Below are 20,806 nucleotides of genomic sequence, written 5' to 3'. Positions count from 1 at the left end.
CGGCTCACGGAGGCGGCAGCGTCCTAGAGTCGCTGCCATGGGCCGGCGTACGGCGTTCCTCCTCGGTGTGACCATGCTGCTCGCCCTCTCGTCGGCGGCGGTCGGGGCGCCGAGCCCGACCCACGTCCACTTCACGGCGGTGGGCGACATCGGCGGATCCGTGACGACCACCGGTCCGGTCCTCGACCAGCTCGCCACGGCCGACCCGGACGCGCACTTCGCGCTGGGTGACCTCTCCTACGGAGCGACCGGCGCGGAGCAGGGCTGGTGCGACTTCGTCACCGACCGGGTGGGCCCGGGGTTCCCCGTCGAGCTGCTCGCCGGGAACCACGAGAGCAACGGCCTGAACGGCAACATCAACGACTTCTCCGCGTGCCTGCCCAACCAGCTCCCGGGCCTCGTCGGGACCTACGGGCGCCAGTACTTCGTGGACGTCCCGCAGGACGACCCGCTGATCCGCTTCGTGATGATCTCGCCGGCGCTGCCCTTCCCCGACGGCACCACCTGGAGCTACGCCCCCGGCACGCCGCGCTACAGCTGGACGGCGTCGGCCATCGACGGCGCCCGGGCGGCTGACATCCCCTGGGTCGTCGTCGGCATGCACAAGCCGTGCCTGTCCGTCGGCGTCTACGGGTGCGAGGTCGGCGCCGGGCTGGTCGACATGCTGCTGACCAAGAAGGTGGACCTCGTGCTGAGCGGTCACGAGCACTCCTACATGCGGAGCAAGCAGATCGGGCTCGGGGCCGGGTGCACGTCCCTGACGATCGGTGGCTACAACGCCGCCTGCGTCGTCGACGCGGACAGCTCCATGACGGCCGGCGCCGGCACCGTGTTCGGCGTCCTCGGGACGGGTGGCATCGCGCTACGCGACGTCAACAGCAACGACCCGGAGGCGCCCTACTTCGCGGCCACGTCGGGTGCGAACCAGAACCCCACGTTCGGGTTCGGTGACTTCGACGTCACGCCGGACGCGATGACCGTGCGATTCGTGCGCGCAGCCGGGGGCACCTTCTCCGACGCGTTCACGCTGACGCGCGGCGCCGCGCCCCCCAACCAGGCTCCGACCGCCAGGTTCACCTCGAGTACCAGCGCTCTCACCGTCGATCTCGACGCCTCCGGGTCCTCCGATCCCGACGGCAGGGTGGCGACGTACGACTGGGCGTTCGGCGACGGCCGGACGGGCGCCGGGGTGACGGTGAGGCACACGTACCCGGGTCCGGGGACCTACGACGTCACCCTCACCGTCACCGACGACGCCGGGGCCACCCACTCGGTCACGCGCCAGGTGGTCGTCGCCGCGGAGCAGGTGGTGGCGCGTGACCCGTTCGAACGCAGCCTGACCAACACCTGGGGCAGCGCGGACGTCGGCGGACCCTGGACCGTCGCCACCACGCCCGGGGTGTCCTCGGTGTCCGGAGGCAAGGGACGCAGCGTCATGGGAGCGCCGGGCCGCGGCCCGGTCTCGCTCCTGCCGGGTGCCCAGGGCCGCGACGTGGAGGTGTCCTTCGAGCTCGGCCTCGACAAGGTGCCGGCGGGCACCAACGCGCGGGTGGACCACACGCTCTTCCTGCGGCGGACCACGAGCGGGGACTACCGCGCCCTGGTGCGTGTCCGGTCCGACGGTGTCGTGTTCGTCGACTTCGCCCGCTTCGTGGCCGGGTCCGGGACCACCGGGGTCGGTGCGCAGGTCTCGGTTCCCGGCCTGACGTACGCCGCCGGCGACACCCTCCTCGTGAAGGCCCGGAGCACCGGCGTCGGCCCGACGAACCTCGTGCTCAAGGTCTGGAAGCTCGGGGCGCCCGAGCCGGCCGCTTGGACGATCGCGCGCACCGACGCGACGGCCGTCCTCCAGGCGCCCGGCGGCATCGGGCTGTCGCCGTACCTGTCCGGCAGCGCGACGAACGCTCCCGTGCAGGCGCGGTACGACAACGTCCTCGTGACGTCCGTGCCCTGACGCGGGCGGGTCAGGCCCGGTAGGTCAGCACCGAGATCGCGATGTACTGGCACGCCCAGGCGCCGATCGTGAAGGCGTGGAAGATCTCGTGGAAGCCGAACCAGGTGGGACGCGGGTCCGGTCGCTTCACGGCGTACACGACGCCACCGACCGTGTAGAGCAGGCCGCCGGCGAGCGTGAGCGTGCCGACGGCGGTGCTGGCCGCGAAGATGTCGCCCATGAACGGCGCGATCGACCAGCCGAGAGCGATGTAGAGGCCGGTGTAGAGGTAGCGCGGCGCGCCGATCCACAGCACGCGGAAGGCGACACCCAGGGTCGCGGCGACCCAGGCGCCGATGACTACCAGGTCCTCCTTCCACCCGGCCAGCGCCAGGGTCGCGACCGGCGTGTAGGTGCCGGCGATGATCAGGTAGATGTTGCCGTGGTCGATGCGTTGCAGGATCGCGTGCCCGCGCGGGCCCCAGGTCCCGACGTTGTAGAGCGCGCTGGTCGCGAACAGCGTGATCCCCGCGACCGAGTAGACCGCCGCGGCCCAGCGGGACGCCGGGGTGGGGGCGAGGCACACCAGCACGATGCCGGCGGCCAGCACGAGCGGGCTGACCCCGGCGTGCAGCCAGCCCCGCAGGTGCGGCTTGGCCGCCTCCCACGGCTCGACGACGACGTCGTGCGCCAGCTGGGCGACGGAACGGTCGTGGATGACGGGTGACGGTGGGGGCACGGCGATCTCCTCTGGCCCGAGAGAACTCGACACGGGGCCTGGGAGGGCGACGCGAGGGGTGCTGACAGTCATCACGTGCCCCGAAAGCGGGGGGCTCAACCCGGTCGACGCCTTTTCGGGCGTGCGACCGCGTCGGGAGGAGGGTCAGCCGGTGCGGCCGGCGGGGGCCGCGACGACGGGCTCGTCGTCGAGGTCGCGGTAGGCGCGCAGGGCGCGGGTCGCGTCGTCGTACGCTGCCCGGACCGCCGCGAGCTGTCCGGCCACGTCGGTCAGGTCCTCCGCCCGCGCCTCGCGCTCCAGGCGTTCGCAGAGGTCGCCGACGCGGACCGCGCCGAGGTTCCAGGCGCTGCCCTTGAGCCGGTGCGCCAGCGCGGCCACCTGCTCGACGTCGCCGCGGCGGTCCGCCTCCTCGAGGTCCTGCAGGGTGCGCGGCGCCTGACCGATGAAGTTGGTGATGGCGCGGGTCACCAGGGCGGCGGCGCCCTCGCCGAGGGCGTCGAGCTCCTCGAGGCGGCCGGTGTCGAGGTCCACGCCCACCCCGGGGGCCACGGGGTCGGCCTCGGGGACCATCGGCCCGGCCGCGGTCGAGCCCAGGTAGTGCGCGAGCACGGCCTCGAGCCGGTTGCTGGCGACCGGCTTCGAGAGGTAGTCGTCCATGCCGGCGGCCAGGCACCGCTCGCGCTCGCCCTGCAGGGCGGAGGCCGTCATCGCGATGATCGGCGTACGACGCCGCTCCGGCTCGGCGTCGCGGATGCCGCGTGCGGCGGCGTACCCGTCCATGCCGGGCATCTGGATGTCCATGAGGACGGCGTCGAACGGGCCGGCCGCCACCGCGCGGACGGCGTCGAGACCGTTGTCGACGACGTGGGCGGAGTAGCCGAGCGCCTCCAGCAGACCCAGGGCGACGAGCTGGTTGATGTCGTTGTCCTCCACCACCAGCACCCGCCCGCGGGGGTGCGTCGTGCCCGACGGGGTCGACGCGGGGGCGTGGGGGGTGGCGGGCGCGGCCGGGCTGCTCCCGAGCCCCAGCCCGACGGTGAACCAGAAGCGCGAGCCCTCGCCGGGCGTGCTCTGCACGCCGATGCGGCCGCCCATCGCCCCCACCAGCTGGTGGCAGATCGCGAGGCCCAGGCCGGTGCCGCCGAAGGTCCGGGTGGTCGAGGCGTCGGCCTGCCGGAACGGCTCGAAGAGGTGGGGCCGCACCGCGGGGTCGATGCCGACGCCCGTGTCGGTCACCTCGACGACCAGGGTGACGCCGTCCGTCGTGGGGGAGTCGAGCCGGGCCTCGATCTCGACGAGGCCGTCGTGGGTGAACTTGACGGCGTTCGAGACCAGGTTGGCGATCACCTGGCCGAAGCGCGTGGGGTCACCGACGAGCACCCGCGGGATGGCGGGGTCGACGTGGGTGCGGATCTCCAGCTGCTTGTCGCTGGCCACGCCGGAGAGGATCTCGAGCGTCTGGTCGAGCACGCTCCGCAGGTCGAACTCGACGGTCTCGAGCTCGAGCTGGCCGGCCTCGATCTTGGAGAAGTCGAGGATGTCGTTGATGACGCCGAGCAGGCTGCGACCGGCCGTCTGCACCCCGCTGGCCAGACGCCGCTGGTGGGTGTCGAGGTCGGTGCGAAGCAGGAGGTCGTTGAGCCCGATCACGCCGTTCATCGGGGTGCGGATCTCGTGGCTCATCATCGCCACGAACTCCGACTTCAGCCGGGACGCCTGCATCGCGTCGTCCCGGGCCTCGGCGAGCTCCTGGGTCGCGTGCTCGCGGTCGGCCACGGTGCCGAGCTGGCCGGCCACCTGGTGCAGCATGCTCGTGACCAGCTCGTGGCGCTCGAAGGGCGTCGCGGTGGTGATGACGAAGACCATGAGCGGCCGGCCGGCGTGGGTGATGAGGAACCCGACCGAGGGCTGCAGCGGGTGGGACGTCTCGTCGAAGACCGTCTCGCGGGTCTCCAGGATCCGCTCGGCCAGGCGCAGCTCGTGCTCGACGGGGGTGCGGTCCGGACCGGGGTCCGGGCCGAGGTACGGCGTGAGGCGTCCCAGCGGGTCGACGGTCCACCCGACGGCCCGGGTCCAGTCGTCCTGGTCGAGCAGCTGGTGGCGCACCACCTCGCAGGCCTCGACCAGGGTCTGCGCCTCGTTGGCGGCGGTGGCCATCACCTGCATCAGTCCGTTGAGGACCGCGGCGTCGAGCAGCTGGAGCTCGGCCTCCTTGACGTCGCTGACGTCCTGGAGGGTCCCGCTGACGCGGACGGAGCGGCCCTGCGAGTCCAGCACGTAGCGACCCAGACCGCGCAGCCAGACGATCGACTCGTCGTCGCGGCGCAACCGGGTGTCGAAGGTGAAGTCGGTGCGGGTGCGCTGCGCCTCCCGCATCGCGCGCAGGACGGCCGGGCGGTCGGCGTCGACGAGACGGTCCCAGAAGTCGCGCGGCTCGATGGTCCGCAGGTCGGGGTCGAGCCCGAGCAGGTGGTGCATCTGCCGGGAGGTCGTGAGCTCGGCGGTGTGGAGGTCGAGCTCGTAGCTGCCGAGCCGTGCGATCACCTGGGCCTCGTCGAGCTGGCTGCGGCTGCGGGACAGCTCGTGCATCAGCTCGCGTCGCTGGCGGTCGTCGGTGACCCGGTGCACGTAGACGGTCTCACCGTCCTCGTCGCGCAGCGCGCTCTCCCCGATCATCAGCGGGACGAAGGAGCCGTCCTTGCGGACGTAGGTGCACTCCACGTCGCTGCTGTTGGGGCCGTGGCGGCGCAGCTCCTCGAGGTGCGCGAGGAACTCCCTGCGCCCCTGCTCGTCGTGGGCGTCCGTGCGTGACATCGCCTGCAGCTCCGGCAGCGTGTAGCCGAGCAGCTCGGCCATGCGGGCGTTCACGGTGATCGTGCGGCCGGCGTCGTCGAACACCCAGATGCCATCGCCGGAGGACTCGACGAGCCTCCGGAAGAAGGCGTCCGAGCGGAGCACGACGTTCTCCTCGGTGCAGGAACCAGGGGCGGGGGAGAAAGAAGGGGCCTGCGGTGTCTGTGTCAGCGTAGGTGCTGGACGTGGCTCCGGAGGCTGAACCGCCGGGTCCGTCAGCCGACGGCGACCAGCCCGACGGTCACGCCGCACAGCAGCAGCCCGAGCAGCTGGGCGCGGTGGATGCGCTCGCGCAGGGCCAGCACGGCCAGCACGATGGTCGTGGCGGGGTAGAGCGAGCTCAGCAGGGCGGCCACGGTGAGCGATCCCTGCTGGGTCGCCATCAGGAAGCACAGCAGCGCCACCGAGCTCAGGGGCCCGGCCCAGGCCGCCGCCCAGATGGTCCGCGGGAGCGGCCACCAGACGCTGCCGGTCGCGACGGCCAGCCCGGCGGCGGTCACCGTCGAGGCCGCCTGCGTGGTGGCGGTCGCCCACAGCCCGGCGCCGTCGGAGACCTGGTCGAGCGCGGCGAAGAGCACGCCGAAGCCGACGCCGGCCAGCAGCCCGTCGGTGAGGCCCGACCCCCGGGATCCGCCGTGCGCGCCGGCCGGGTCCGGGGCGTCCGCGACGCGCGAGACCAGCCAGATGCCGGGGATGCCGGTCGCGACCGCCAGCACCACCGCGAGCGGCGGCCACCCCGTGAGGAGGATGCCCACCGCCACCGGCAGGAGCGCGGCGCCGACCGCGCTGACCGGGGCGACCACGGCCATCCGGCCGGAGCCGAGCCCGCGGAAGAGGAACCCGACGCCGACGCCGGAGCCGACGCCGCCCAGCACCGCCCAGGTCAGGTCGGCGGCGCTCGGTGCGCCGCCGAGCACCAGCGCGGCGACGGTCGCGACGACCGCGGAGGAGAGCTGGACGACGACGGCCACCGACCAGGCCGAGCCGCGGCGGCTGACGAGACCGCCGATGAAGTCCGAGGAGCCGTAGGCGAGTGCGGCGGCGAGCGCGAGCAGGACGGTCGTCACGTGGTGGCCGCGCCCACGACGAAGACCAGGGTGGCGAGGACGGCGGCGCTCAGCTCGATGAGGACGGCGAGCCCGACGGCCCGCAGCGCGACCTTCGTGGCCGGCCACGCCCGGTCCGGCCCGAGCCGCTGCAGCTCGGAGAGGTAGATGCCGCCCACGAAGCCGATCGGCAGGCCGATCACGGGGATGACGAAGAAGCCGATCACGCCGAGGACCGCGCCCGCGGCCAGCGTCCGCCCCGGGACGCCCTGCTGCTGCATCCGGCGACCCGGGACGGCGTACTTCACGACGGCGCCGACCAGCAGGATCGCGCCGCCGAGCACGGCCACCAGCCACGCCTGGCCGGTGCCGACGGCCAGGGCCCACCCCAGCAGCGCGAGACCGATGAGCAGGCCGCCCGGCAGGACGGGCACCACCACACCGACCAGTCCGACCAGCACGACGAGGCCGGCGACGACGTCCACGGTTTCCATCGCGCCACCCTCTCAGAGTTGGTCGCGCGGAGTTGGATGGGCCCATGAGCCTCGACACCAGCAACCTGCGCCGCGTGGCCGGAGCCTCCGCCGCCGTCGTCACCGCGCTGCAGGTCGGCACCGCCGTGGTCGGCGTGCGGGCCGGGCGGCGCGACTACGCGGACGGCGTGTGGGGACCCGGCCTGGCCGCCGTCGCCCTCACCGGGGCCGTCGCCGGCAACGGCGACCCGGCTCGGCGCTGGGCGCTCGCGGCGGCCACCACCGGCTGGGCCGCGCGGCTGGGCAAGGTCATGGCCGACCGGCTCCGCGGCACCGACGAGGAGGACGCCCGCTACAGCGAGTTCCTCGAGGGCGACTCCGTCCCGGCCGTGGTGGCCAAGGTCTTCGGCACCCAGGCCGTCGCCCAGCTGCTCGTGTCGGTCCCGCTCCAGGTCGCGGCCGCCAGCCGGCTGCCGCGCGGACCGCGCGCCTGGCTGTTCCCGGCCGGCGTCACGCTGATGGTCGTCGGCGCGGTCGTCGAGGCGACGGCGGACCGCCAGAAGGCAGCCTTCATGGCGCAGAAGTCGGCGGCGAAGGAGCGCGGCGAGGAGACGCCTGACGTGCTGGACACCGGGCTGTGGGGGTGGTCGCGGCACCCCAACTACTTCGGCGACTCGCTGGTCTGGGACGGCGCCTGGCTGGCGGCCGCCGCATCGGCGCCCGCCGCGTGGACCTTTCCCGCCCCGCTGGCGATGTCGTACTTCCTCGTCTACGCCACCGGCGCCAAGCGCACGGAGCGGCGCATGCAGGACCGCCCGGCCTACCGGGACTACCAGCAGCGGGTCTCGTTCTTCGTGCCGCTCCCGCCGAAGCGGTAGCCGCGCTCAGTCGTTGCGGACGTGCATCCGCTCGCCCTGCGGCCCGAAGAGCGCCAGCGCCTCGGCCGGTACGGCGGCGTGGTTGGCGACCAGGTGCGGCACCCGGGTGTCGAACTCCACGACCTCGCCCGGGCCGAGGTCGAAGACCTTCGCCCCGAGGTGCAGGTGGAGGCTGCCGGAGAGCACGTAGAGCCACTCGTAGCCCTCGTGGGTGCGCAGCCGGCGGTCGCGCTCGGCGGGGTAGCGCGGCGGGATGACCAGCTTGTAGGCCTGCAACCCGCCGGGGCGGCGGGTCAGCGGGATGATCGTCTGCCCGTGCCGCTTGATCGGCTTCGCGTGCACCCGGGGGTCACCGGTCTCGGGCGCGTCCACCAGCTCGTCCAGCGGCACCTGGTGGGCGCGGGCGAGCGGCAGCAGCAGCTCCAGGGTCGGCTTGCGCTGACCGGACTCCAGCCGGGACAGGGTGCTCACCGAGATGCCGGTGGTCGTCGCCAGGGCGCTCAGCGTGGCGCCGCGCTCGAGGCGGAGGGCCTTGAGCCGGGGGCCGACGTTCTCGAGCACCTCGTGCATCTCGCCGCCGGCCCCGGTCGGGATCCTCGTCGTCTCGGTCATGTCCCCGAGTTTGCCACATCGGCAAAGAAACTTGTCAGAACCGCGAGTGCTGGAGCACCGTCGGAGCATGACCACACCCGCGCCGTACGACCACGCCCCCCACGACCACGCCGCCGACGGCACCGACCGGGCTGTCGACCCGGCCGAGGAGTTCCGCGCCTTGTTCGAGCCGGAGGGCTGGGACGAGCGGTACGCCGGGTCGGGTCGCACCTGGAGCGGGCGTCCCAACGCCCAGCTCGTCACCGAGGCGGGGCGGCTGGCCCCCCGTGCCGCGGGAGCCGCCGGGACCGCGCTCGACCTCGGCTGCGGCGAGGGCGGTGACGTGGTCTGGCTGGCCCAGCAGGGCTGGCACGTCACCGGGGCCGACTTCTCGCAGGCCGGCCTCGAGCGGGCGCGCGCCCACGCCGAGGAGGCCGGCGCGGCCGGGCAGTGCGACTGGTGGCAGGTCGACGCCCGCGACCTCGACGCCGACGGGCGGACCTGGGACCTCGTCACGACCCACTTCCTCCACCCCGCCGACGGCGGCATGGTCGCCGTCGTGCGCCGGCTCGCGGACGCAGTGGCCCCGGGGGGTCACCTGCTCGTGGTCGGGCACGCGCCGGTGCCGGACATGCCCGGGCCGAGCTGGCGCACCTCCGCGATGTTCCGGGCCGCGGACCTGGTGCCCGGGCTCGAGGGCACCGGGCTCGACGTCGTCACCGTGGACCAGCGGCCGCGCCGCCAGGTCCACGACGGCCACGACATGGACGTCGAGGACTCCGTGCTCCTCGCCCGCCGACCCGCCTGAGCGGGACCTCCCGGCGGCGCGCTCACCGCCTCGGGAGCGACGTACGGGCTGCGGACGCGAACGAGGCCCCGGCAGGAGCCGGGGCCTCGTCGGTGGTTCGGGTGGATCAGCGGACGTCGGCGACCGGGGGGTCGAGGAGTCGGCTGGTCTCGTCGTGCACGTTGACGGCCACCTTGCGGAGCTTGTCACCGTGCTCACGGGCGTGGTGGGCGCAGAACAGCAGCTCACCGCCGCTGGTGAGCTCCACACGGAGGTAGGCCTGGGCGCCGCAACGGTCACATCGGTCGCTGGCGGTCAGGGGGCTGGGTGCAACGGCAGTAGTCACGGCGGCCTCTCTTCCTGTCGTACTCCTGGACTCCACGGGGCCTTCGCGACGGTGTCGGTCCGGTTCGGTGAGTCTCACCTCAGGTCAACAATCCAAACACGGCGGTCTGTTCCCCCGACACCTACCTTCGCGCTATGAGACCGGGGTGTCGGTGCTCACATCGAGGGGGTGGGGATCGGTGTGACCGGGTGATCTCCTCCAGTGTGACCCCCCGCCCAAGCCGGGAGGTGGTGAACCGCCCCGGCGAGTCTGCTTTCGGTGGCCGCCAGGAGGTCCGGACCGGACCGGTCGATGACGTCTGCGTGACGATCGTCGTGGCGTCGGGGTTCCGTCGACGGTGCCGGGTAGATTGCGCTCGCGCACCACGCCGTCGGGAGGCTCGTCATCGACAACACCTACAACGCCCAGCACCTCCTCGTCCTCGAGGGGCTCGAGGCGGTCCGGAAGCGTCCGGGCATGTACATCGGCTCCACCGACGCCCGCGGGCTCATGCACTGCCTGTGGGAGATCATCGACAACTCCGTCGACGAGGCGCTGGCCGGCGTCTGCACCCGCGTCGACGTGACGCTGCACCCCGACGGTTCGGCCGAGGTCCACGACAACGGCCGTGGCATCCCCGTGGACAAGGAGCCCAAGACCGGGCTGTCCGGTGTCGAGGTGGTCTTCACCAAGCTGCACGCCGGCGGCAAGTTCGGCGGCGGCTCCTACAACGCCACCGGCGGCCTCCACGGCGTCGGCTCGTCCGTCGTCAACGCGCTGTCGGCCCGTCTCGACGTCGCGGTCGACCGGTCGCCGGCGACGCAGTCGATGTCGTTCCGCCGCGGAGTCCCCGGCGTCTTCGACGGCGAGGGCCCCGACGCCGGGTTCGAGCCGCAGTCGGGCCTGCACAAGGGCAAGCGGGTGGCCAAGACGGTCACCGGCACCCGGATCCGCTTCTGGCCGGACCGGCAGATGTTCACCAAGGACGCCGGCTTCGTGTACGACGAGCTCGTCACGCGAGCGCGCCAGACCTCGTTCATCGTCCCGGGTCTCGAGCTGGTGCTGCGCGACCTGCGCGGTGAGGAGCCGGTCGAGGAGAGCTTCCGCCACGACGGCGGCATCACGGAGTACTGCGACTTCCTGTCCACCGGCGAGCCGGTGACCGAGGTGCTGCGGCTGCAGGGCAGCGACCACTTCACCGAGACGGTCCCGCTGCTCGACGACAAGGGCCACATGATCCCGCAGGACGTCGAGCGCGAGCTGTTCGTCGACGTCGCGCTGCGGTGGGGGAGCGGCTACGAGACCGAGGTCCGCTCCTACGTCAACGTGATCGCCACTCCCAAGGGCGGCACCCACGTGGGTGGCTTCGAGTCGGCGCTGACCAAGACGTTCAACGACGTGCTGCGCGAGTCCAAGACGCTCAAGGTCGCCGAGCCCGACGTCGTCAAGGACGACGCGCTCGAGGGGCTGACCGCGGTCGTGACCGTGCGCCTGGCCGAGCCGCAGTTCGAGGGTCAGACCAAGGAGGTGCTCGGCACCCCGGCGGCGCGCTCGATCGTGCGCAAGGTCGTGGGCAAGGAGCTCAAGGACTTCCTCACCTCGAGCAAGCGCACCGACAAGGCGCAGGCCAAGCCGTTGCTGGAGAAGATCGCCAACGCCTCACGGACCCGGCTGGCCGCGCGTCAGCAGCGAGACAACCAGCGCCGCAAGAACGCGCTCGAGTCCTCCGCGCTGCCGGCCAAGCTCGCCGACTGCCGCTCCTCCGACAACGACCGCACCGAGCTCTTCATCGTCGAGGGCGACTCCGCCCTCGGTACGGCGAAGCTGGCCCGCAACTCGGAGTTCCAGGCACTGCTGCCGATCCGCGGCAAGATCCTCAACGTCCAGAAGGCGTCCGTGGGCGACATGCTCAAGAACACCGAGTGCGCCTCGATCATCCAGGTGGTCGGCGCCGGGTCGGGGCGGACCTTCGACCTCGAGCAGGTCCGCTACGGGCGCATCGTCTTCATGGCCGACGCCGACTCCGACGGTGCCCACATCCGGTGCCTGCTGGCCACGCTGTTCTTCAAGTACATGCCTGAACTCATCACGTCCGGCCGCGTCTTCAGCGCCGTGCCGCCGCTCCACCGCATCGAGCTCACCAACCCGAAGAAGGGGATGGGCAAGTACCTCTACACCTACTCCGACGCCGAGCTCCAGCGGAAGCTGGCCGAGCTGACGAAGAAGGGCATGCGCTGGAAGGACCCGGTGCAGCGTTACAAGGGCCTCGGGGAGATGGACGCCGACCAGCTGGCCGAGACCACGATGGACCCGCGGCACCGCACGCTGCGGCGGATCACCGTCGACGACGCCGCCGGTGCGACCGAGGTCTTCGAGCTGCTCATGGGCAGCGAGGTCGCGCCTCGCAAGGAGTTCATCGTGGCCGGGGCCTACGAGATCGACGCCGAGCTCATCGACGCCTGACGCGCAGGGGCGGGAGCCAGTGACCCAGGTCCGCCTCGGTGAGGGCGGTGCGTGCCGCCTCCAGCTCCTCGTCGTGCACGAGCAGGCGACGCTGGAACGCGCCGATCGAGCCCTCCATCACGCTGATGGTGGAGTCGGCGACGTGGTAGTCGATGCCCTCCTCCATGAGGATGCTCTCCACCACGGAGATGAGGGCGGGGTCGTTGGTGCGCAGGAGCTCGGCCACGTCGGCCAGCCTCTCAGACGCGGCGCTCGAGCAGCCCGGTGTCGACGTCGTAGATGAACCCGCCCACCGAGACGGTGTCGGGGATGAGGGGATGCGTGCGGACGCGCTGGACGTCCTCGCGCAGCGCGGCGTCCTGATCGTCAACGACGTGGAAACGGTGCCAGGTGGCGTCGGTGCCGGCGGAGGCCGAGATCCGCTCGCGCAGCTCGGCCTCGGTGGCCGAGGCCATCGCGCACCGGGTGTGCGGGACCACGAGGATGCGCTGCACGTTGAGCAGGTGCGCGCCGAGGACCAGCGCCTCGAGGGCCGCCTCGGTGACCCGGCCCCCCGGGTTCCGGAAGATCTTGGCGTCGCCGGGCTGGAGCCCGACGAGACGCAACGGGTCGATGCGCGAGTCCATGCAGGTCACGATGGCCACGCCGGCATGGGCGACGCCGTCGAAGCCGCCGAGGGCGAAGTCGTCGGCGAAGGCGCGGTTGGCGGCGATGAGGTCGTCGAAGGCGTCGTCGTTCACGCCGAGAACGCTAGCGAACCCCAGGGCCGGCGGGCGTGGCGACCGTCCAGAAATCCGCGAGATGAGACGCAGCAACCTCTTGAGCAGTCGGTGATTATCGTCTACAATCGAACGTATGATCGAGCAACGGGAGGCGGTGGAAGTGGCGCTTCACGACCTGCCCCTGCGCGCCCGTCGGCTCGGTGCCGAGACGCTGCGGCGGATCACCGACTGGGCGGACCTGCACGTCCCGGCTTGTCAGCACGGGCGGGCGTGGTCCGGCGTCGGTCGGGAGCTGCAGGTCGCCAGTCGCGACGCGACGGTCAGCGCGTCGACCGAGGGTCGAGCAGACTGCTCCTGCCAGTTCGCCACTGCCTCGCAGCGTCGGCGAGGTCGGCGCGAGTGCTGCTGGCCCGGCCACGACGGGACCCCTGCGGTCACGCGGTCCGGGGTGTGCGAGCTCGGCGTGCTGCTGGAGATCACGACGACGTCCGCCTCGATCCTGCTCGGCGATGCCCTCGACCTTCGGCACCGGCACCCGCGCCTGTGGGCGAAAGTCATGGACGCCGAGGTGCCGGACTGGCAGGCCAAGCGCGTCGCGCGGCTCGCGGCCGAGCTGACGTGGGAGCAGGCGCGCGAGGTCGACGCCGCCACCGCTGACCTCGTCGGCGACGTGCCGTGGGGGCGGGCGTCCGACGCCGTCGAGGCCGCGGTGATCAGGGCCGACCCGGAGCTGCACGAAGCCCGCCGGAAGGACGCGGAGGGCCGCCGTTACGTCTCGGCGGGCCGCTACCGCGGCACGAACGCCTCCGGGATGCGCACGCTGGTGGCGCAGGGGCCGGTCGGCGACATCGCGCGCATCGACGCGCTGGTAGAACACCTCGCCACGCTGCTCCAGCACCACGGCGACGTCGAGCCGCTCCAGGTCCGACGCTTCAAGGCCTTCGGTCTCCTCGCGAACCCCGCGCAGGTCTGCGCGATGCTGGCCGCGGCGCGCGACGAACGTGATGCACGCGAGGAGCGTCTGACTCAGGCGGAGCGGGACGCCGCTGCCGACGCCGCCGACGCCGCAACCCATGACGCCCCTGACGCAGCCCCTGCAGCAGCCGACTCCACGGTGGACGGACGCGACGTCGTCCCGCAGGGCGATGCCGCGACCGACGCGTGGGACGACCTGGATCCGGCCGAGCAGGACGCGATCGCTCCGCCGGACCCCCGCGAGGCTGCGCCGGCGACGGCCGTCGAGCTCGCCGAGGCGTTCGGTCGCGTGCTGGCTCGTCACGGGCGCGGGGAGGTCTGGCGCCGGTTGCGACCGCGCACCTCCCTGGTGCTCCACCTGTCCGAGTCCGCACTGGCGCGCTCGGAGGCCTGCCGCGAGTGCGGTGCGGTCGGGGACGAGTCGCTCGTGGCCCGGCTCGAGGACGGACGCGGGCCGCTCGGCCCAGTGGGTCTCGAGCAGCTGCGTGACGTGGTGGCCGACCAGCTGCCGGCGCGCCTCGCCCGGCTGCTGCAACGCGCCGGGTCGTCGGAGGGGACGGACCCGCGCCCGTTGAGCGACCGGATCGTGGTGCGACCGGTGCTCGACCCGATGGGTCAGGAGCCGGTGGACGCGTACGACGTACCGCCGGACATGCGGGAGGCCGTCGAGGCGATGTCGCCGTACGAGGTCTTCCCGTGGGGGACCGCCCCGAGCATGCGCTGCGACCTCGACCACACCGAGCCCTACCGAGATCCCCCGGACGAGGCGCCACCACCGGGCCAGACCCGACCGGACAACCTGGGGCCGCTCTCGCGGCGTCACCACAACCTGAAGACCCACCACGGCTGGCAGTGCTTCCAGCCGCTGCCGGGCCTGTTCCTGTGGCGGATCCCCAGCGGCTACTGGTACCGCGTGGACCACCTCGGCACCACGCCCCTGGGTCGCAGCGAGCCCGAGATCCTGCGCCAGCGACGCACCGCTGCGCCCGGCCCGGGAGACCGCAGTCGCCTCGAGGTGACGATGGGGCGGGTCCTGCTCGAGGTCGCGTGACCGCTGCCCGGTGGTGACCCTCGCTCAGGTCGGGTCGGCGGACAGCTCCACGAGCCCGTTGGCGACGTACGGCTCCACCAACGCGGCCTTCTTGCCGCACGACTCGGGCCGGCTCGCGCCGGTGGCCCGCCGCTCGACGCTCACCTGCCAGCGCCGACCGTCGTGCAGCGAGACCACCCACTCCCCGCGGACGTCCGTGTCGGCGCGCACGACCGCGGTGACGTCGTCAACGCCGCGGGCGTCGAGCTCACGGCGTACGGCGAGCTCGGCCACCTGGGCGGGTCCGGGCCAGACGGACCGTCCTCGCGCACCCTCGAGGTCGACGACCCCGGCGGCCACGTCCTCGAGCGTCGGGCCGGCGTTCTCGGGGGTGAGACGGCCGAAGGTCCACCCCGACGGCAGCGTGACCGCGGTCGGGGCGAAGCGGTGGCCGCCCAGGTGGGTGGTCTCCCAGACCCGGTCGGGATGGGTCTCCGCGGCTGCCGCGGCGACCGGCCGACCCACGACGGCGCAGCAGGCGTCGCGCTTGCCGTTGGCGCACACCAGCAGGTGCGGCGCCTCCTCGACGACCAGACCCGGCAGGCTCGCGCGCACGGCGTCGACGTCACCCGACGCGATCGCGGCCCAGTCCAGGTCGAGCACGGCGGCCGGGTCGGCCACCCAGCCGCCGAGCAGCCACGTCCGACCGGGCAGCGAGTGGGCGACCAGCACCCGGCGCGCGCCGTCACGACCGGCGCCGGCCGTGCGGCCCGGCCGCCGGATGAGCACCGGACGGAGCCCGTGCTTCGAGGCGGCGGAGTCCAGCGCCTTGCCGGTCGCAGGGTCGAGGTCGCTGGCCTTGAACGCCTTCGCGCCCCAGGCTCCCGGCTGCTCCAGCGCCACCCAGCCGCGGGCGTCGGCGGCCGACCCGGCTAGCGGCTCGCCGGCGAGCGCCGAGAGCGCCGAGCAGAGCCCGGGAGGTGCGCCGGCGCTGCTCATCCGCCCACCCCCGAGAAGGCGGGCGTGCGCACCTGGCGGGTGTCGGAGCGGCGGAAGACCACCAAGGCGACCACGCCGGCGACGGCGCTGCAGATCGCCGCCCCCACGAACACGGTCTGCAGCTGGGTCAGGCCGGCCTCCTGCAGGATTCGGGAGAACTCGGCGCACCGGCTGACGCCCTCGCCGCACACCTCCATCGGGGTCGGCAGGTCGGTCTGCTCGGCGTAGTAGCGGCGCAGCCCGAGCGTGGTGAGCGCGCTGATCCCGACGAGCATCCCGACCATGCGGGCGACGACGAGCAGCGCGCTGGCCACGCCATGCACCGCGTCGTCGGTGGCGGCCAGCAGGGCGGCGTTGACCGGCGCCAGGGCGAGGCCGAAGCCGAGCCCCGCTAGCACCAGCGGGATCGTCGCCGTCCAGCTCTCCAACGACGTCAGGTCCCACCGGGCCATGAGCAGGAAGCCGACGGTCGCCGCCGCCATCCCGCCGGCGGTCACGACGCCCGCGGGCGCGCGGTGGGTCAGCCAGCCGCCGACCACCGCGCCGACCGGCAGTGCGACCAGCAGCCGCACCAGCACCAGTGCCGCCTCGAGCTGGTCGTCGTTGGCCACGGTGACCCGGGCGAACACCGGGATGTCGACCAGCGCCGCGATCAGGGCGCTGCCGATGAAGAAGCTGACGACGAGCGCGCCCCAAGCGGCCGACGGCCGGAGCGCCGACGCGGGCACGAGCGGGTGGCGCGAGGTCCGGTTGCGCGCCCAGAAGCCGACGCTCGCCACCGCGCTGCCCAGGAGCAACCAGGGGCCGGCGGGGGAGAAGACCTGGACCTCGGGGTCGGCGGTGGCGAAGGCCAGCACGATGCCCGCGAGCGCCAGCGACAGCAGCAGCGCCCCCGGTACGTCGACCTCGCTCGCCACCGCGCGCCAGGACCGGACGTCGAGCAGGGGACGCGTGGCCACCAGCGACCAGACGACCAGCGCGACGAGCAGCCCCAGCGTGACCAGGGCGACCGGCGACAGCCACCGGCTCTCACCCACGACCGGGAGGAACCCGAGGCCGAGCGTGACGTCGGTGACCAGCACCTCCGGCTCGGACATGACCAGCAGCACCCCGACCAGCACCAGCGCCACCAGCCCGACGCCGACCAGGTCGACCCGCCCCGACGCCGGTAGCGCGCCCGAGCGCGGCCGGCGGTGGTGCAGCACGGCCGCCAGCACCAGCCCGACGGCGAGGTTGACCCAGAAGATGGCCCGCCAGGAGCCCAGCGCGAGCACCACCGCGCCGTACAACGGGCCGAGCACGCTGCCGATCTCCTGCACGGCGCCGACCACGCCCAGCGGCATCCCGCGGCGGTGCGGCGGGTAGAGGTCGGCGACCAGCGCGAGCGTGGCCGGCACCAGGCCGCCGCCGCCGACGCCCTGGAGGAAGCGGCCGGCCACCATCGAGGGCAGGTCGTAGGCCGCCGCGGTCACCAGCGACCCCAGCGCGAACACCAGCAGCGAGCCGACGAGCACCGGCACCCGGCCGCGCACGTCGGCGATGCGACCGATGAGCGGCAGCACGGCGACGTAGCCGAGCAGGAAGCCCGAGACGATCGGGGCCGCGCGCTGCAGCTCGTCGGCCGACAGCCCGGCCGAGGCCATCATGTCGGGCAGCGCCAGCACCACCACGTAGGTGTCGGCGGCCGCGAACGCGACCGCGACCGCGGCCAGTCCCAGCAGGGCCCGGCTGGCGCGGTCGGGCGCAGGACCCGCCGGCGCGACCGGGTCGGCCGGGCTCATGGGGCGATCACGGGGCCTGGATGTCCTTCTCCGTGCCGTAGTCGGAGATCTCGAGGCGGTAGTCGACGTCGCCCTCGCTGCCGTAGAACGGCCCCGTGAGGTCTGCGGCGGCGAGCCGGCCGTCGTCGTCGATCGTGAACGTGACGGGGAAGTCGGCCTTCTCGTCGGCCGACGGGATCACCGAGTCCACCGCGGAGCCGGGCAGCGTGCCGGCGTAGCTGGTGAGCACCTGGTCGCCGTCGCGGACCTCGTCGCCCACCGTGACGTCGGTGACCTCGGTCAGCCAGGAGGACACGCCGCCGTCGGTGGCGAGCAGGTCGGCCGGGTCCGGGGCGCCGTAGTCCTCGGCGTCGATCGGCACGAACTGGTTCGTGAAGGGCAGCGTGGCGTAGACGTCGCCCTCGACGGCGACCACGGGCACGTCGACGGTGATGCTGTTGACCACGACCTTGATGTCGCCCTCGAAGGCCGGCGCGTGGGTGCCGATCCCGGTCGCGGACAGCACGCCGTCCACGCCCTTGGGCAGCTCGTCGGTGGTCAGGCTCAGCGTCACCCCGGGCGTCTCGTCCAGGGCCGCCTTCGCCTCGGCCAGCTGGGCGGCCGGGTCGTCGCCGGACTCCCCGCCGGAGTCACCGCTGCAGGCGGTGGTGGTCAGCAGCAGGGCGAGCGGTACGGCGAGCGCCGGGACCAGACCGCGGCGCCCCCGGGCCCGCGTCACGTACGTCGTCATGGCACCAGCCTGTCATGGACCGGTGAGGCGACACCGACGACCGCCTGCGGAGCCGGTGTGCCCGAGCCGTCGCGGCGCCCCTCGGCGGGCGGCAGGTCAACGGGGGAGCCCGACTCGGCCGCGGCCATCGCCGGTCCGCGACCGACCCAGGCGAGCACGATCGTGTCCTCGCCCTTGAGGAAGCGGTGGCACCGGACGCCGCCGGTAGCGCGCCCCTTCGCCGGGTACTCGGCGAACGGCGTGACCTTGACCGAGCCCGGCTCGGTGCCGGGCAGCGCCGTGCTCGAGCCGGAGACGGTGACGACCACGGCGTCCTCGTCCGCGGTGAACGCACCGAAGAACACCGCGTGGGCGCCCGCGGCCAGCCGGACGCCGGCGATGCCGCCGCCGCTGCGGCCCTGTGGGCGCACCGCGGACGCGCCGAAGTGCAGCAGCTGGGCGTCGCTGGTGACGAAGCAGAGCTCCTCCTCACCGGTGGTCAGCTCCACCGCCCCCACGACCTCGTCGCCGTCGGCGAGGCGGACGACCTCCCAGGCGTCGCGCGCGAGCAGCTCGGGGTTGACCCGTTTGACGACGCCTTGCCGGGTGCCGAGCGCCAGCCCCGGCCCCTGGTCGGTCAGCGTCGTCAGCGCCAGCGCGCGCTCGTCGCCCTCGAGCTGCAGGAAGGTGCTCAGCGGGGCGCCGCCCTGCAGGTGGGGGGCGTTCGCCGTCGGCGGCAGAGCCGGCAGGTCGACGACCTCGAGGCGCACCACGCGCCCGCCGGTGGTGACCACGCCGACCTGGCCGCGGGCCGTGGCGCGGACCGCGCTGACGATCACGTCGTGACCGCTGCGACCCTCGCCGGAGCCCGGTGTCTCGTCGCTCTGCGAGCGCGCGAGCAGCCCGGCGGAGGACAGGAAGACGAAGCACGGGTCGTCGGTGACCTCGAGGGACATCGCGGCGGCAGACGGCTGCCCCGCCGACTGCAGCAGCACGGTCCGCCGGGGCGTCCCGTGCGCCTTGGCGATCTCGGCGAGCTCGTCGGAGACCACGGCGCGCAGCTTGCTCTCGTCGTTGAGGATCTCGTCGAGCGCGGCGATGCGCTGCTCGAGCTCGTCCTTCTCCTTCTCCAGCTCGATGCGGGAGAACTTCGTCAGCCGACGCAGCTGCAGGTCGAGGATGTACGTCGCCTGCGGGTCGTCGAGGTCGAAGACGCTCATCAGGCGCGCCTTGGCCTCCGACCCGTCGTCGCTGGAGCGGATGAGCTGGATGACCTCGTCGATGTCGAGGATCGCGACGAGCAGGCCCTCGACCAGGTGCAGCCGCTCGGCCGCCCGGGCGCGCCGGTACGACGAGCGCCGCCGCACCACGTCGTACCGGTGCTGGAGGTAGACCTCGAGCAGCTGCTTGAGCCCCAGCGTCCGGGGCTGGCCGTCGACCAGCGTGACGGCGTTGATGCCGAAGGAGTCCTCCATCGGGGTCAGCCGATAGAGCTGCTCCAGGATCGCCTCGGGGTTGAAGCCGTTCTTGACCTCGATGACGAGGTTCAGCCCGTTCGCGAGGTCGGTGAGGTCCTTGACGTCGGAGATGCCCTGCAGCTTCTTGGCCAGGACCAGCGTCTTGATGCGCTCGATCACCTTCTCGGGCCCGACGCCGTACGGCAGCTCGGTGACGACGAGGCCCTTGCGGCGCGGGGTGACGTTCTCGACGCGGACGGTGGCGCGCATCTTGAACGTGCCGCGTCCGGTCTCGTAGGCGTCGCGGATGCCCGACAGCCCGATGATCTTGCCGCCGGTGGGCAGGTCCGGACCCGGCACGAAGCGCATGAGCGCGTCGAGGTCGGCCGTCGGGTGGGTGATGAGGTGCCGCAGCGCCTGCACGACCTCGACGAGGTTGTGGGGCGCCATGTTGGTGGCCATGCCGACCGCGATGCCGGCCGCGCCGTTGACCAGCAGGTTGGGGATCGCCGCCGGCAGGACGGTCGGCTCCATCTCCCGGGAGTCGTAGTTGGGCTTGAAGTCGACGGTGTCCTCGTCGATCGAGGTCGTCATCGGCATCGCCGCGGCCGCCAGCCGGCACTCGGTGTAGCGCATGGCGGCCGGGCCCTCGTCGGGCGAGCCGAAGTTGCCGTGCCCGTCGACCATCGGCAGCCGCAGCGACCACGGCTGCACCATGCGGACCAGCGCGTCGTAGATCGCGCCGTCGCCGTGCGGGTGCAGGCGACCCATGACCTCGCCGACCACGCGCGCCGACTTCACGTGGCCGCGGTCGGGGCGCAGGCCCATCTCGGCCATGGTGTGCAGGATGCGGCGCTGGACCGGCTTCAGGCCGTCGCGCGCGTCGGGCAGGGCGCGGCTGTAGATGACGGAGTAGGCGTACTCGAGGAAGCTGGTGCGCATCTCCTCGCCGACGTCGATGTCGACGATGTGCTCCTCGAAGTCCTCGGGGAGAGGCTCGCGGGAGCCGCGTCGGCTGCTGGATCGTCTGCTCGGGGGTGCCACG

Annotated in this window: 17 protein-coding genes; 5 read left to right on the top strand and 12 right to left on the bottom strand. The window is 73.0% G+C overall.

Annotation, left to right across the window (positions count from 1 at the left end; genetic code table 11):
- Positions 1-37 precede the first annotated feature (37 nt).
- The gene (locus G7072_RS10920) at positions 38-1,954 is read left to right on the top strand and encodes a PKD domain-containing protein (RefSeq protein WP_166086270.1); all 1,917 of its coding nucleotides are present in this window, start codon (positions 38-40) and stop codon (positions 1,952-1,954) included.
- Positions 1,955-1,964: 10 nt separating this feature from the next.
- Here G7072_RS10920 and G7072_RS10915 read toward each other — a convergent pair whose 3' ends face one another.
- The 4 genes from G7072_RS10915 to G7072_RS10900 all read right to left on the bottom strand — a co-directional run bounded on the left by G7072_RS10915 (position 1,965) and on the right by G7072_RS10900 (position 7,065).
- Positions 1,965-2,672, bottom strand: a complete 708-nt coding sequence (locus tag G7072_RS10915) for a hemolysin III family protein (protein WP_240916880.1) — start codon at positions 2,670-2,672, stop codon at positions 1,965-1,967.
- Between the two features lie 144 nt (positions 2,673-2,816).
- Positions 2,817-5,630, bottom strand: a complete 2,814-nt coding sequence (locus G7072_RS10910) for an ATP-binding protein (RefSeq protein WP_166086266.1) — start codon at positions 5,628-5,630, stop codon at positions 2,817-2,819.
- A gap of 110 nt (positions 5,631-5,740) precedes the next feature.
- Positions 5,741-6,592, bottom strand: coding sequence for an EamA family transporter (locus G7072_RS10905; RefSeq protein ID WP_166086264.1), 852 nt, complete (start codon positions 6,590-6,592; stop codon positions 5,741-5,743).
- Entirely contained in the window at positions 6,589-7,065 is a 477-nt protein-coding gene (locus G7072_RS10900; protein ID WP_166086262.1) for a DUF456 domain-containing protein, read from the bottom strand. The genes G7072_RS10905 and G7072_RS10900 overlap by 4 nt, the downstream gene beginning before the upstream one ends.
- A gap of 44 nt (positions 7,066-7,109) precedes the next feature.
- Here G7072_RS10900 and G7072_RS10895 point away from each other — a divergent pair, with 44 nt between their 5' ends.
- Positions 7,110-7,922 carry a DUF1295 domain-containing protein gene (locus G7072_RS10895; protein ID WP_166086260.1) on the top strand — a complete coding sequence of 271 codons (813 nt, stop codon included), beginning with the start codon at positions 7,110-7,112 and terminating at the stop codon, positions 7,920-7,922.
- 6 nt (positions 7,923-7,928) lie between these two features.
- On the opposite strand, the gene G7072_RS10890 is transcribed toward G7072_RS10895, so the two are convergent.
- Positions 7,929-8,534, bottom strand: a complete 606-nt coding sequence (locus G7072_RS10890) for an XRE family transcriptional regulator (protein WP_166086259.1) — start codon at positions 8,532-8,534, stop codon at positions 7,929-7,931.
- A gap of 67 nt (positions 8,535-8,601) precedes the next feature.
- Between G7072_RS10890 and G7072_RS10885 the strand changes: the two genes are divergently transcribed.
- Entirely contained in the window at positions 8,602-9,321 is a 720-nt protein-coding gene (locus G7072_RS10885) for a class I SAM-dependent methyltransferase (protein WP_166086257.1), read from the top strand.
- 106 nt (positions 9,322-9,427) lie between these two features.
- Here the strand turns inward: G7072_RS10885 and G7072_RS10880 are convergent, their stop codons facing one another.
- Positions 9,428-9,646: a hypothetical protein gene (locus G7072_RS10880; protein ID WP_166086255.1), complete on the bottom strand. Its 219-nt coding sequence runs from the start codon at positions 9,644-9,646 to the stop codon at positions 9,428-9,430.
- Positions 9,647-9,994: 348 nt separating this feature from the next.
- On the opposite strand from G7072_RS10880, the gene G7072_RS10875 reads away from it, so the two are divergent.
- Positions 9,995-12,088, top strand: coding sequence for a DNA topoisomerase IV subunit B (locus G7072_RS10875; protein WP_206063438.1), 2,094 nt, complete (start codon positions 9,995-9,997; stop codon positions 12,086-12,088).
- Here the strand turns inward: G7072_RS10875 and G7072_RS10870 are convergent.
- A complete protein-coding gene (locus G7072_RS10870; protein ID WP_166086253.1) occupies positions 12,075-12,314 on the bottom strand; it encodes a DUF2007 domain-containing protein in 240 nt (79 codons plus the stop codon). The genes G7072_RS10875 and G7072_RS10870 overlap by 14 nt on opposite strands.
- Before the next feature lie 13 nt (positions 12,315-12,327).
- On the bottom strand, positions 12,328-12,828 hold the full coding sequence (locus G7072_RS10865) for a carbonic anhydrase (RefSeq protein WP_166086251.1): 501 nt from the start codon (positions 12,826-12,828) through the stop codon (positions 12,328-12,330).
- Positions 12,829-12,943: 115 nt separating this feature from the next.
- On the opposite strand from G7072_RS10865, the gene G7072_RS10860 reads away from it, so the two are divergent.
- Entirely contained in the window at positions 12,944-14,836 is a 1,893-nt protein-coding gene (locus tag G7072_RS10860) for an HNH endonuclease signature motif containing protein (protein WP_166086249.1), read from the top strand.
- Positions 14,837-14,860: 24 nt separating this feature from the next.
- On the opposite strand, the gene G7072_RS10855 is transcribed toward G7072_RS10860, so the two are convergent.
- Genes G7072_RS10855 through G7072_RS10840 form a run of 4 tightly spaced genes read right to left on the bottom strand, consistent with a single transcriptional unit; the run spans position 14,861 to position 20,703 of the window.
- Positions 14,861-15,814: a sucrase ferredoxin gene (locus tag G7072_RS10855; RefSeq protein ID WP_166086247.1), complete on the bottom strand. Its 954-nt coding sequence runs from the start codon at positions 15,812-15,814 to the stop codon at positions 14,861-14,863.
- Entirely contained in the window at positions 15,811-17,595 is a 1,785-nt protein-coding gene (locus G7072_RS10850) for an MFS transporter (protein WP_166086244.1), read from the bottom strand. The genes G7072_RS10855 and G7072_RS10850 overlap by 4 nt, the downstream gene beginning before the upstream one ends.
- 7 nt (positions 17,596-17,602) lie before the next feature.
- Complete coding sequence (locus G7072_RS10845) at positions 17,603-18,325, bottom strand: LppX_LprAFG lipoprotein (protein WP_166086242.1); 723 nt, start codon at positions 18,323-18,325, stop codon at positions 17,603-17,605.
- Positions 18,322-20,703 (bottom strand): DNA topoisomerase IV subunit A, encoded by a 2,382-nt coding sequence (locus G7072_RS10840; RefSeq protein WP_166090002.1) that lies wholly within the window; start codon positions 20,701-20,703, stop codon positions 18,322-18,324. Before G7072_RS10840 ends, G7072_RS10845 begins: the two co-directional genes overlap by 4 nt.
- Positions 20,704-20,806 lie beyond the last annotated feature (103 nt).

The organism is Nocardioides sp. HDW12B (assembly GCF_011299595.1).
Taxonomy (GTDB): domain Bacteria; phylum Actinomycetota; class Actinomycetes; order Propionibacteriales; family Nocardioidaceae; genus Marmoricola_A.
The sequence above is the reverse complement of the archived record's forward strand: the minus strand, read 5'-3'. Positions and strand labels throughout refer to the sequence as shown.

Bases quoted from the DNA above. Each gene is read 5' to 3' on its own strand.
- G7072_RS10920 (WP_166086270.1), top strand. From the start codon at position 38: ATGGGCCGGCGTACGGCGTTCCTCCTCGGTGTGACCATGCTGCTCGCC.
- G7072_RS10900 (WP_166086262.1), bottom strand. From the start codon at position 7,065: ATGGAAACCGTGGACGTCGTCGCCGGCCTCGTCGTGCTGGTCGGACTG.
- G7072_RS10895 (WP_166086260.1), top strand. From the start codon at position 7,110: ATGAGCCTCGACACCAGCAACCTGCGCCGCGTGGCCGGAGCCTCCGCC.
- G7072_RS10890 (WP_166086259.1), bottom strand. From the start codon at position 8,534: ATGACCGAGACGACGAGGATCCCGACCGGGGCCGGCGGCGAGATGCAC.
- G7072_RS10885 (WP_166086257.1), top strand. From the start codon at position 8,602: ATGACCACACCCGCGCCGTACGACCACGCCCCCCACGACCACGCCGCC.
- G7072_RS10860 (WP_166086249.1), top strand. From the start codon at position 12,944: ATGATCGAGCAACGGGAGGCGGTGGAAGTGGCGCTTCACGACCTGCCC.
- G7072_RS10855 (WP_166086247.1), bottom strand. From the start codon at position 15,814: ATGAGCAGCGCCGGCGCACCTCCCGGGCTCTGCTCGGCGCTCTCGGCG.
- G7072_RS10850 (WP_166086244.1), bottom strand. From the start codon at position 17,595: ATGAGCCCGGCCGACCCGGTCGCGCCGGCGGGTCCTGCGCCCGACCGC.
- G7072_RS10845 (WP_166086242.1), bottom strand. From the start codon at position 18,325: ATGACGACGTACGTGACGCGGGCCCGGGGGCGCCGCGGTCTGGTCCCG.
- G7072_RS10840 (WP_166090002.1), bottom strand. From the start codon at position 20,703: ATGCGCACCAGCTTCCTCGAGTACGCCTACTCCGTCATCTACAGCCGC.